General features: G+C 49.0%; 10 protein-coding genes. All 10 read left to right on the forward strand.

Translation table 11 applies throughout. The features are described 5' to 3' along the window. Positions 1–40 precede the first annotated feature (40 nt). The 10 genes from smc to ACWIP2_RS07420 all read left to right on the forward strand — a co-directional run bounded on the left by smc (position 41) and on the right by ACWIP2_RS07420 (position 12,494). Positions 41–3,583: a chromosome segregation protein SMC gene (gene smc, locus ACWIP2_RS07375; RefSeq protein ID WP_448519273.1), complete on the forward strand. Its 3,543-nt coding sequence runs from the start codon at positions 41–43 to the stop codon at positions 3,581–3,583. Positions 3,584–3,615: 32 nt separating this feature from the next. After that, positions 3,616–3,942, forward strand: coding sequence for a nucleotidyltransferase family protein (locus ACWIP2_RS07380; RefSeq protein ID WP_448519274.1), 327 nt, complete (start codon positions 3,616–3,618; stop codon positions 3,940–3,942). Between the two features lie 288 nt (positions 3,943–4,230). Continuing rightward, positions 4,231–5,715: a tRNA (N6-isopentenyl adenosine(37)-C2)-methylthiotransferase MiaB gene (gene miaB, locus ACWIP2_RS07385; protein WP_448519275.1), complete on the forward strand. Its 1,485-nt coding sequence runs from the start codon at positions 4,231–4,233 to the stop codon at positions 5,713–5,715. A 28-nt stretch (positions 5,716–5,743) separates the two neighbouring features. Continuing rightward, positions 5,744–6,373 (forward strand): Uma2 family endonuclease, encoded by a 630-nt coding sequence (locus ACWIP2_RS07390; RefSeq protein WP_448519276.1) that lies wholly within the window; start codon positions 5,744–5,746, stop codon positions 6,371–6,373. Next, complete coding sequence (locus ACWIP2_RS07395) at positions 6,370–7,701, forward strand: sigma-54 interaction domain-containing protein (protein WP_448519277.1); 1,332 nt, start codon at positions 6,370–6,372, stop codon at positions 7,699–7,701. Before ACWIP2_RS07390 ends, ACWIP2_RS07395 begins: the two co-directional genes overlap by 4 nt. A gap of 19 nt (positions 7,702–7,720) precedes the next feature. Continuing rightward, on the forward strand, positions 7,721–8,266 hold the full coding sequence (gene lptE, locus ACWIP2_RS07400; protein ID WP_448519278.1) for an LPS assembly lipoprotein LptE: 546 nt from the start codon (positions 7,721–7,723) through the stop codon (positions 8,264–8,266). A 49-nt stretch (positions 8,267–8,315) separates the two neighbouring features. After that, positions 8,316–9,854: a tetratricopeptide repeat protein gene (locus tag ACWIP2_RS07405; RefSeq protein ID WP_448519279.1), complete on the forward strand. Its 1,539-nt coding sequence runs from the start codon at positions 8,316–8,318 to the stop codon at positions 9,852–9,854. A gap of 10 nt (positions 9,855–9,864) precedes the next feature. Then, positions 9,865–10,224: a preprotein translocase subunit SecG gene (gene secG, locus ACWIP2_RS07410; RefSeq protein ID WP_448519280.1), complete on the forward strand. Its 360-nt coding sequence runs from the start codon at positions 9,865–9,867 to the stop codon at positions 10,222–10,224. A gap of 100 nt (positions 10,225–10,324) precedes the next feature. Then, positions 10,325–11,326, forward strand: coding sequence for a methylmalonyl Co-A mutase-associated GTPase MeaB (gene meaB, locus ACWIP2_RS07415; RefSeq protein ID WP_448519281.1), 1,002 nt, complete (start codon positions 10,325–10,327; stop codon positions 11,324–11,326). Between the two features lie 82 nt (positions 11,327–11,408). Continuing rightward, positions 11,409–12,494, forward strand: a complete 1,086-nt coding sequence (locus tag ACWIP2_RS07420; protein ID WP_448519282.1) for an efflux RND transporter periplasmic adaptor subunit — start codon at positions 11,409–11,411, stop codon at positions 12,492–12,494. Positions 12,495–12,918 lie beyond the last annotated feature (424 nt).

Here is a 12,918-nt window from a genome sequence, read left to right on the forward strand (position 1 = left end):
AGTTTGTACTTTTGCCGCTGCCAAAAATCGGGCGCAACTCATGCAACTCAGCAAGTTAGAAATCAAAGGTTTTAAAAGTTTCGGCGACAAAGTTACTATCAACTTTGATGCAGGCATTACGGGCATTGTGGGGCCTAACGGTTGCGGCAAAAGCAACGTAGTAGATGCTATCCGATGGGTGCTGGGCGAACAACGCACCAAAAACCTGCGCTCCGACAAAATGGAAAACGTCATTTTTAACGGTACCAAAAACCGCAAGCCGCAACAAATGGCGGAGGTTTCGCTCACTTTCCTGAATACTAAAAACCTGCTGCCTACCGAATACACCGAAGTTACCATCACGCGCCGCTACTACCGCTCAGGCGATAGCGAATACCTGCTCAACGGCGTAAACTGCCGCCTGAAAGACATTAACAACCTGTTCATGGACACGGGCATCGGGCCGGACAGCTACGCAATTATTGAGCTGAAAATGGTGGACGACTTGCTCAACGACACCTCAGGCAGCCGCCGCGAATTGTTTGAAGAAGCGGCGGGCATTTCCAAATTCAAGGCGCGAAAGAAAGAAACCATCAAAAAAGTAAGCGATACCGATGCCGATTTGGCGCGTGTGGAAGACCTGCTTTTTGAAATAGAAAAAAACCTGCGCAGCCTTGAAAAACAGGCCAAACAGGCGGAGCGCTACTACAAAGCCAAAGACGAATACAAAGAAATCAGCCTTGAATTGGCTAAAAAAATCGTCAGCCGGCAGCGCGATTCGCTCATCGGCATTCAGGCGCAACTCAACGCCGAAAATGACCAAAAAACCGCGCTAACCGCTCAAATTGCCGAATTGGAGGCTTCCATTGAGCAAACCCAAACGGCGATTTTGCAGAAAGAAAAACTGCTGGCTACTCGCCAACGGGCACTGAATGAACACGTCGGCAAAATCAGGCAATACGAAAGCGAGCAAAAACTCAAAAACGAGCGGCTGCGCTTTCTCACCGACCGCCGCGCAGGCTTGGAGCGCCAAATTGAAGACGAGCGACACAATACCGACGTGCTGCACAACCGCATTGTCGTCCTGAAAGAAGAGCTGCAAAGCGCACGCAGGCAGGCAGACGAAACCGACTTTACGCTGACGACGCTCAAAGCCGACTATGAAGCCGAGCGCGAACAGGTACAAGCCTTGCAGAAGCAAATGGCAGAAGCCACCGCCAACGGCAATACGGCTAAGAATGAAGTTTTCCAACTTAACAAATCGTTGGAAATCAAGCAGATGCAATACAATGCGCTGCGGCTTGAACTGGAAAAAAACCACACCGATGCCAGCCAGCAACGCGCCTCTCTTGAAACCCTGAACGATACCGTACTTGACCTACGCGACCAAATAGCAGACTTAGAGCGCGAACTTGCCGATATGCAGACCGCCGAGCTTGCCTTGCAGGAAAGCGTTGCCAAAAACACCCAACAAGCCGAAGACCTGCGGCTGCAAATAGCCGCCGAACACCGCAAAATGGATGCGCTGCAAAACGAGTACAACCTCACCAAATCGCTGGTGGACAGCATGGAAGGCTTCCCCGAGGCGGTGCGCTTTCTGCACAGCGATAAGCGTTTCCCCAAAAATGCGCCCCTGCTTTCCGATATTATCAACGCTGCCGATGCTTTCAAACTTTGCATTGAAAACTACCTGCAACCCTACATGAGCCACTATGTGGTTGAAAATGAGGAACAGGCAATGGCAGGCATCAACTTGTTGAGCGAAGCGGGTAAAGGACGCGCCAATTTTTTTGTCATGTCGCAACTGATGCGCGGCAATATCCCTATGCCAAACAAGCAGGAAATCAGCGGCGCAGTACATGCCCTTTCGGTCATTGAGTTTGACACGCGCTTTACCCCGCTGGTTTACAGTCTGTTAGGCAATGTTTACATCCTGACCGAACATCAGGAAACGCTGCCCTACGCGCCGCAGGAAGTAACGCTGATTACACAAAACGGTAAAATTATTCGGCAACCTTTCAGCTTTTCAGGCGGTTCGGTCGGGCTTTTTGAAGGCAAACGACTGGGGCGGGCAAAGAATCTGGAAAAACTCAGCCGACAGCTTGCCGAACTTAACGACCGCATCAAAAAAGACGAAGAGCGCCTCAAAGCGCTTTATCAATACATTGAACAGCAAAAAGCGGACAGCAAAAAAGCGGCGATAGAAACCGCTCAGCGCGACTTGAACCGCCTGCAACAGGAGGCAACCGCCGCCCGCATCCGTCAGGAGCAGTTGCAGCAGTTGGTCAGCAGCAGCGACCTGAAAAAAGAGGACATGGAGGCGCGCATGGATGCCTTGCGCGAGGAAATTGCCGAAATCGAACCGCAAGCGCGTCAGGCGCAGACGCTACTTAGCCAAGCCGAAGGCGAACTTGCGCACCTGAACAACGAGCTTTTCCATCGCAACGAGGCGCTCAACCGCAAACAAACGGCTTATAATGAGCAAAATATGCGCAGCTATCAGTTGCGCAACCGTTTGGAAACGCTGGAAAAAGAAATTGAGTACCGCCAGAACGACATCGTCAATCTACGCCGCCGCATGGAGCAGGCGCAGGCAGAACTGCAAAAAACCGAAGGCGAAATCCGCGAACTGGCTGCAAGCAACACCCTCAGCGACAGCAAATTACTCAGCCTCTACGAAGAAAAAGAGAGCATAGAAGAAGGTGTGCGCGAAGCCGAACAGGACTATTTCGCCGCACGCGGCAGCATTGCCGAAACCGAAAAAGAAATCCGTGAGTTGCGCCGCCGCCGCGAAACAGCCGACCAGCTCATCGGCGAAATGAACAACCGCCTCAACGAAGCCCGCTTGCAAATGGCATCGCTCAAAGAACGACTTTCGGTAGAGTTTGAGATTGATTTAGAGGCAGTTATGAATGCGCCAGACCTTGTACTGAGCGATTTGAGCGAGGAGTTCCTGCGCGAAGAGCAGCAAAAGTGCAAAGAACGCATGGAGCGCATCGGGGCTATCAACCCCATGGCGATGGAGGCTTACAACGAAATCAAAGCCCGTTACGACTTTATCAACGAGCAAAAAAATGACTTGCTGACCGCCAAAGCATCGCTATTGCAGACCATTGACGAGATAGACGCAATTGCACGCAAGCAATTCACGGAATCTTTTGAACAGATTCGCACCCACTTTATCCGCGTGTTCCGTTCGCTGTTTTCCGAAGAAGACACCTGCGATTTGATGCTGTTAGACCCTGAAAATCCGCTGGAATCGGCGATTGACATCATGGCAAAGCCCAAAGGCAAGCGCCCGCTGACCATCAATCAGCTTTCGGGGGGCGAAAAAACACTGACCGCCATTTCGCTGCTCTTTGCCATTTACCTGCTGCGCCCCGCGCCTTTCTGTATTTTTGACGAAGTGGACGCGCCGTTAGACGATGCCAATATTGACAAATTCAACAACATCATCCGCAAGTTTGCCGACAACTCGCAGTTCATCATCGTAACGCACAACAAGCGCACCATGTCCGCCACCGATGTCATGTACGGCGTAACCATGCTGGAGCAGGGCGTTTCGCGCGTCGTGCCTGTGGATTTGCGAGCGCTGGCGGAGTAGTACATTCGCCTGTATGTCGGCTACAAATTTGTATGTTTACGTACACGTTGAATGCCGAATCCATGACCACGCGAGAAGCTATCATCGCCAAAATTCAATCTCAAAAAGATGTGATTTCCCGATACGGTATCCAATCTATCGGGCTGTTTGGCTCTTATGCGAGGGGCGAGCAAACCGAGCAAAGCGACATAGATATTTTGATTGATTTTGCGCCTGAAAAGGCAAAGTTTGACAACTTTATTGACTTTTGCGACTTCATTGATAACTTGTTTAGCGGATATAAAGTTGAAGTTGTTACCAAAAACAGACTCAGTCCGTACATTAGTCCCCAAATTTTAAAAGAGGTTGTGTATGCCTAAGAATCCAATGACGTATTTGAGGCATATTCTGGATGAGTATTCTTTTACATGGAAGAAGTAGATTACAACATCGCTTGGGATGTTGTGAAAAATAAAATACCGGAATTGCGCCGATAGATAGAAGAGGTGATTAACAGCAAATAAGTTTCATTTAGTAAAGTTGTTCATAGGCGAGGTGCAACGAAGCACGAACAACTGTTAGTCCCCTAATTTTTCTGCCAAAATGTCATAAACTGTCCCGTAAAGCAGCTAATTTTGTGCTTGATTCTTCTTAATTCCACTGAATCCATGCAACAGGGACTGATTACTGATATTGAGATTTTAGAGCAAGTAAACGAACATACCCAAAGCCACGAACACCGCCCTTCGGGTGAAATCCGCACGACGGCGGAGAACGCGCTGGCAGGGCAGCGTAAACTTTACATAGAAAGCTACGGCTGCCAAATGAACTTTTCGGATAGCGAAATTGTAGCGAGCATCATGCAAGAACATGGCTTTGGCACTACGGCGCGCCCCGAAGAAGCCGATTTGGTGTTGCTCAATACCTGCGCTATCCGCGACAAGGCAGAGCAGACCATCCGCCACCGTTTGGGCGAACTGAACAGCCTTAAAAAACGCAATCCCGAAATGACGATTGGTGTGCTGGGCTGCATGGCAGAACGCCTGAAAGCCAAGCTGTTGGAAGAAGAAAAAATCGTGGATTTGGTCGTAGGCCCCGATGCTTACCGCGACTTGCCGCGTCTGGTGAGCGAAGTGGACAGCGGCGCTCGTGCGGTGAACGTACTGCTCAGCCGCGAGGAAACCTACGCCGATATTACCCCTGTTCGTCTGGAAAGCAACGGCGTAACGGCGTTTATTTCCATCATGCGCGGTTGCGACAATATGTGCAGCTTCTGTGTAGTGCCGTTTACCCGCGGCAGAGAGCGCAGCCGCGACCCGCAAAGCATCGTTGCCGAAGCGCAAGACCTGTTCAACAAAGGTTTCCGCGAAGTAACCCTGCTGGGGCAAAATGTGGACAGCTACAAGTGGGCAGGCGAAGCCAATAAGAAAGAAACCGACCGCGCCCAAGCCGAAGGCAAACCTGTTGTGGACTTTGCCGACCTGCTGGAAATGGTGGCGCTTATCCATCCTGACCTGCGCGTGCGTTTCAGCACAAGCCATCCGAAAGATATGACCGATAAGGTGCTGCACACGATGGCCAAATACGACAACATCTGCAAATACATTCACCTGCCCGTGCAGAGCGGCAACAGCCGCGTGCTGGCGCTGATGAACCGCACCTACGACCGCGAGTGGTACATTGGGCGCATTGACGCTATCCGCCGCATTCTGGGCGAGGACTGCGGCATCAGTTCAGATATGATTGCAGGCTTCTGCACCGAAACCGAAGAGGAACATCAGGACACGCTGACCCTGATGCAGTACGCAAAATATGACTTTTCGTACATGTTCTTCTATTCGGAACGCCCGGGAACGCTGGCAGCCCGCAAATATGCCGATGACGTTCCGTTGGAGGTGAAAAAACGCCGCCTAAACGAAATTATCGCCCTGCAACGCGACCTTTCGTATGAGCGCAACCAACGCGACGTAGGAAAAATCCACCGCGTACTGATTGAAGGAGAATCCAAGCGTTCGGCAGACTTCCTGCAAGGCAGAAACACGGCCAACAAAGTGGTGGTATTCCCCCGTGGCAGCTACCAAAAAGGACAGTATGTAAACGTGCTGGTACATTCGGCTACGGCAGCAACCCTGCTAGGCGAGGTGGTGGAATAAGATTTATTCAGAAATTGCCAAAACAACGATGCCAACCCCATCATCCATATTACAACCTATCCTCAAATCGCCCGATATGTGGCAGTTGCTGGAAGAACTCAACCGCCAATGGCAGTTAGAGCAGGAGCGCCGTCATCGTTTCTGGGAGGCTGTGGACGGCACGGTTAAGGCGGAGTTTATCAACGGAGAGGAAATTATGTACCGTTCGCCTGTGTGTGGCCGGCACTGGATGGCAAGCAAGCAACTCATGCGCTACCTGCTGCCTTATGTGTATGACAACAGACTGGGCAAAGTTGGCTATGAGAAAGTAATGATTCGCTGTACGCGCAACGACTATGAGCCGGATGTGTGTTTCTGGACACAGGAACGCGCCGCCACATTTGAACCACACCAAAGCGTATTTCCGCCTCCCGATTTTGTGGTGGAAATTCTTTCAGAAAGTACGCAAGAGCGCGACAGAGGCATCAAAATGCAGGATTATGCCACACATAACGTGCAGGAATATTGGTTGATAGACCCCGATGAGCGCACAGTAGAACAATACCTGCTCAACGAAGGTAAATTTAGCCTGCATCTTAAATTGAATGAAGAAGGCACACTACATTCAGTAGTCATTCAGGGATTCAGCATCCCCCTCAAAAACATTTTTCAGGAATGAACGACATACAAGCTATTAAACAACGCTTCGGCATTATCGGCAATTCGCCGGCGCTGAACTACGCCATTCAGGTGGCCGTGCAAGTAGCGACTACCGACCTCACCGTGCTGATTACGGGCGAGAGTGGCAGCGGCAAGGAATCTTTTTCCAAAATTATCCACAACCTGAGCGCACGCAAACACAACAACTTTATTGCCATCAACTGCGGCGCTATTCCCGAAGGAACGATTGATTCCGAACTGTTTGGGCATGAGAAAGGCTCTTTCACGGGCGCAACCGAAGCTCGCAAAGGCTATTTTGAAGTTACCGACGGCGGAACGATTTTTTTAGATGAAATCGGAGAGATGCCGCTGGGAACGCAGGCAAGGCTGTTGCGCGTGCTGGAAAATGGCGAATTTATCAAAGTAGGTTCGTCAAAAGTGCAGAAAACCAATGTGCGCGTAGTTGCAGCTACCAACGTGGACTTGCTCAAAGCCGCCGAGCAGGGCAAATTCCGATTGGATTTGTACTACCGCCTCAATACCGTTCCGATTTACATTCCGCCGCTGCGCGAGCGCGGCAACGATATTGAGTTACTGTTCCGCAAATTTGCCACCGATTTTGCCGAGCGCTACCGCGTTAAGCCCGTATCGCTGGACGAAGGCGCAAAGCAGTTGCTGTTAAACTATCCTTTCCCCGGCAACATTCGCCAGTTGAAGAACATCGCCGAGCAGGTGTCCTTACTGGAAACCAATCGCTACATTACGGCCGCTACGTTAGCCAAATACCTGCCCCCGGTCAATGCGAATCAGTCAAAAACCGCTTCGTTATTGCCTGCCATCACAGGCGAGCAGAAAGACGAGCAGTTGTCTGAGCGCGATTTACTCTACAAAGTGCTGTTTGACCTTCGCCGCGACGTTACCGACCTCAAAAAAGTGGTGCTGGGACTATTGCAGGGCGATATTGCCAACGAAAAAAACATTTTGCAACAAAATCAGCGGCTGTTTGGCAATCTGGGAGTAGCGCCAACCACCGAAGAACCGATTGCAGCACACTTCCGCCACGAGCCGATAGAACCCAAAATAGCCCCTGTAGTTATCAACAGTGCAAGCAAACCTGCCGCTGCTCATAACAAGGAGGAGGATTATGAATTTGTAGGCGTTGAAGACGTTACCCACGAAATTCATCAAGACGACGACAGCCTTTCGTTGGAAAAAAAGGAAAAAGAAATGATTATCAAGGCGTTAATCAAAAATAATCACAAGCGCAAATATGCCGCGCAAGATTTAGGCATTTCCGAACGCACCTTGTACCGCAAAATCAAGCAGTACGGCATAGAAGAAGAGTAACAAATCCATTACGTTTTCCATGAAAAAAATCATTCTTTTCATACCCTCGTTGGTAGTGATGTGCCTATTGAGCAGCTGCGCGAAGCTGCCCAGCTTTACTTTTTCGGGTATCAACTTAGATCCGCGCGTACAGACGATGGAAATAGAGTTGTTCTATGCCGACGTACCTGCCGGTCCGGCCAACCTTTCGCTCCAGTTTACAGAGTCCTTGCGTGAATACCTCATGCGCAACACGCGTTTGCGATTAGTAAACAGCAACGGCGATTTGCGTTTTAGCGGTACTATTACCGGCTATGAAGTAACCCCCGTTGCGCCTTCGGCGGGTTCGGTACAATCAGGTGGAGTCCAGTTTGATCAGTTGGCAGCTTTGCAGCGGCTGACCATCAAAGTCAAAGTCAATTATGAAAACACAATTGATGAGAGCGAAAACTTCGATCAGGAGTTTACCTTCTTCGAAGATTTCCCACAAGATCAGAACCTTTCCCAAGTTGAGCAAGAGCTTATTTCCCGCATTTTTGATCAGATCATTCTGGATATTTTCAATAAATCGGTAGCAACTTGGTAAGCGCTTTGCAACATTTTTTTAACTTTGGATTTGCAACACCTCATCTGCTATGATCAACAAGGAACAATTTACTCAACTTTTGCGCTATTCAGGTGTTGGTGAAATGTCTGTCGGCGCGGACATATTGACACAATTAGTAAAAGCGTATCCTTATTGTGCGACCTTTCATCTACGACTGGCGCAAGCAACCGGCAAGAGGGAACATATCAGCAGAGCGGCATTATATGCCCCCGATCGCGCAAGACTCAAACAAGTAATCAATAAAGAGTTTTACACGACCGACGAAACACTGACCACTTTCTCTATTGACTTTACAGCAGAAGAAATCAATCTGTTCGATAAAATCAGCGTGATGTATTCGCCTGAAATATTAGAGCAGGCGGTAGTTGCCGATCCACCTGAAGAGTCTTCTGTAACTACAGAAGTACCGACCGATACTTATACCTCTTTTCCTGAAGAAGAAATTGCGGTGCAGGAAACCGGTAAAGATACCAACGAGGATACTGAACATGTCGCGCCGTCTTTCGTATATGAAGCTCCTGCCGTTGAGCCGCCACTAGCACAGGACGACGAGCTGTCATCCGATCTGCCTGACTTTGAGATGGACGCACTCATTCACGACAGCGAATACGAAAAACTCCGACAGGAAGTGCTTGGACAAACCACATCAATTCCGCGATATGCTCCCGAAATCTATCAGGATGATGATATTGTTGCGCCCCTCAGCGAGGAGGATGAAAACGCAGACGATGATTTGATCTTAGACGGCTTAGATGAAATAATTAGCCCTATAGCAGCCACGCCCACACCCGTACCCGATGAGCGCATCAATTTGACAGCCGAAGAAATAGCCATGTCGGAGCAGGTGCTCGAGCCTTACACAGAGCGCTTGGAGGCAGAACGCGCTTACTACGAAGGCAACGGGATGCCGCAGGCTTGGGAAGAAACCCTACTGCCCGATTGGCAGCAACTTAGCGATGCGGACGAGCAGGCATTCCAAACACTTCAACAAGCATCACAAGCATGGGAACAGGCACTGGATAACAAGACGGCAGCATCCGAAATCACAGTACTCGGCGAACTGCCCGAAGAAGGGCTTTTAGATAGCTATGCCGACCGCTACGAAGCAGAAGCAGCATGGTATCAGTCGCAAATGCAGGCATTTGAAGCAGCCCAGCCATCGGCAGATGCACCTGCCAAAAGCAGTGCGCCTGAGCGACAAGCCACTGACGACTTGAGCTTTTTTGACAGCCTGACAGAAGACACAGCACCAAACACATCCCCCTACAAAACCGAACCTACCATGACTAACCAAAACACTTGGGACATTATTGAAGAGTTTATCAGAAAAGAGCCAACCATTACAGTTGATCGCAGTAAGTTGGAGACGCTGTCCGAACAGGAAGACCTCGCGCAGCAAAGTGTGCAGGAAAACGATGACAACATCTCCGAGCATCTTGCTAAAATCTACGTGCGTCAAGGAAAAAAAGAAAAAGCGATCAGTATTTATCAGCGACTTGCTTTGAAATATCCGCAGAAAAGCGCTTACTTTGCGACTCAAATTGAAGAGCTTCATCGCTTACAATGATCACAAAATAATGACACAGTTAATCATCATTCTGATTCTGATTATAGCCGTATTACTCATACTAGCAGTAATGGCGCAAAATTCTAAAGGCAGCGGTCTGGCAGGAAATTTAGGCGCTTCTGCCGCTACCCAGATCATGGGTGCAAAGCGTACAACAGACTTTCTGGAGCGTGTTACATGGGTATTTGCAAGTGCTATTATGGTGCTTTCTCTGTTAGCAAATATTACCATTGATCGCTCCAAAGAAGTTTCCAGCCCCAATATTGACGCCGCAAGAGGCAAGCAGAAAACTGCCCCTCCTGCCAATACGCCAATCCCCGGCTTGGTAACTCCGCCTGCTGAAGAAGCACCTGCCGACTCAGCTCAGTAAGATTAGCTGCAAAGTACATATTTCCACAAAGAGTTTCAAACGCGTTTGCGATTTGAAACTCTTTTGGTTTTCATCAAAATTTGACTATAAAAACAGATCTATGCCGCGCCCACGACTCAGCACCGATGCCTACATAGCAGGAATTCGAGAAGGAAACCGATTTGTTTTAAGTCGTGCCATTACGCTGATCGAAAGTCAGCTACCTGCCGACCGCGAACAGGCAGACGCTATTTTGCAGGCTGTCTTACCCCAGAGCGGCAATGCCATACGCATCGGGATTACAGGCGTACCCGGTGTAGGTAAAAGCACTTTCATCGAGCGGTTTGGCTCGCTGATTACAAGCCTTGGCAAAAAACTGGCCGTTTTGGCAATAGATCCAAGCAGCCCTGTTACAGGTGGCAGCATCATGGGCGATAAAACCCGCATGGAGCAACTTAGCCACAATCCTCTGGCATACATACGCCCTTCACCTGCCGGTACTTCGCTGGGAGGAGTCAGCCGTAAAACCCGCGAAACTATGCTGCTCTGCGAGGCGGCAGGCTTTGAAGTCATTTTCATTGAAACCGTCGGCGTAGGGCAGTCAGAAACAGCTGTACACAGCATGACCGATTTTTTCCTGCTGCTCATGCTTGCCGGAGCAGGCGACGAGTTACAGGGAATCAAAAAAGGCATCATGGAGATGGCTGATGCGGTTGCAATCAACAAAGCCGATGGGGACAACCTCCGCCGCGCCAAAATTGCACAGGCAGAATACCGCAATGCCTTGCATTTTTTTCCTGCCAAAGCCTATGGCTGGCAGCCTAAGGTGCTGACCTGTTCGGCAATTGAGGGTAACGGACTGGCAGAAATCTGGCAGATGATACAAGACTACCGCAACCTGACACAGGGCAATGGCTGGTGGCAACGCAAACGCCTGCAACAGCAGGAGGCTTGGCTCAAAGAACTCATTGCTGAACAACTGCTGGAGAGTTTTTATCGGAATCCAACTATACAAGCGGCTTTGCAGGAAAAGCTGGCAAGCATCTACCAAAGCAAGCAGCATATTCCCCATGCTGTTGCTGATTTGTTGAATTTATATCGCGAAGCCCAAAAACATTCCTAAATTTGTACACCCTGCTTTTTTTGAATATCAACCTTTTACCGCTCTTGCAGTCCCGTTAATCTGACCGATGTTAGTTCTTTTTATGAAAATCTCTGTACGCGTAGTTGTTCTGGTACTTTTTCTCATCGTTATTGCCATAGGTCTTGCTTGGCGTTTAGAGTGGTTTGGTTCGGTAAAAAAGAAAGACATTCCCTTAGCAGCAAGCGCTGCGGGAAGTAATGCAGCCCCGCCGGTAATAATTAAGGCATATGTAGTCAAAGGTGAATTGCTCGAAGATAAAATTACCTCTGTGGGTTCTGTAATTGCTAACGAGGAAGTAGATCTGAAATGCGAAATCTCAGGTAAGATTACCAACATCCAGTTTCAGGAAGGCAGCATTGTCAGCAAAGGACAGCTCTTGCTACAACTCAACGACGATGAATTGCAAGCAGAACTGAAACGCGCTATTATCCAAAAAGAGTTATTGGAGAAGAAAAAAGCCCGCGATGAAAAACTCCTACAGAGACAAGGTATCAGTCAGGAGGAGTTTGAAGCACTGACAGCCCAACTGGATGCGCAAAACGCTACGATCGAAGCTATCAAATCGCAAATTGCCAAAACACGCCTCTTAGCGCCTTTCAGCGGGCAAATCGGTCTGCGCTATGTCAGCGAGGGCAGCTACGTTACCCCTACGGTACGCATCGCCAACCTCATTGACCTGAGTAGCGTCAAAGTAGATTTTGCCATCCCTGAAAAATATATGGGGATTGTCAAAAAGGGCATGAAAATTACTTTCACTGTTGCAGGGGGGACAAAGGAATATACAGGTTCGGTCTATGCCATTGAACCGAAGGTAGAAGCTGCTACCCGCACCATCCAGATCCGCGCCTTGTGCGACAACCGCGACCGCGAAATCCTGCCCGGTGCATTTGCTTCAGTAAAAATTGTTCTCAACAGTATTCCCAATGCACTGCTGATTCCTACGCAGGCCATCATCCCGGAAATGGATAACAAAAAAGTATTCATTGTTAAAGATGGTAAAGCAATGCCTGTGATGGTAAAAACAGGCATCCGCACCGAGTCGAAGATTCAGGTACTCGAAGGCCTGTCCATAGGCGACACCGTTGTAACAACGGGACTCTTGCAAATTAAACCGGGCAGCGCTGTTAAGCCTTCAGAGGTAGAGTAAGTAAAGGTTTGATTGACAGCTTTGATGAGCATCCCTTATACACGATAGCCTGTCAGCAGATTATTTCCCCACGTAAAAAAACCGTCAGAGTCCGGCGACCGCTGACGGGGATAAGTGTTATACTGAAAATAAATCACATGCCATGCATTTTTTATCCTGTGGGGGTTGCATATTGGTAGCAAGGTTTGTTTTTTCATAAGCATTATACAAAGTTTGTGAGGTTTCAAAGGTAAGGGCATATTTCAGGCTCCCCAAGTAATCAAGCCAATGAAAGTTTTCCTCATTGCTTTTACGAACTATTGGCACAGCACATAAGATACCACACCTAACGGTGTTTGAATCGCAAAAGCTATACGATAGGCTACAAAGTTAGCAGCCCTACAGGCTTGTTGTAAAAAAAGCCGGTAGGCTTGTTATCTTTGTA

This window comes from Rhodoflexus sp. (assembly GCF_053489755.1).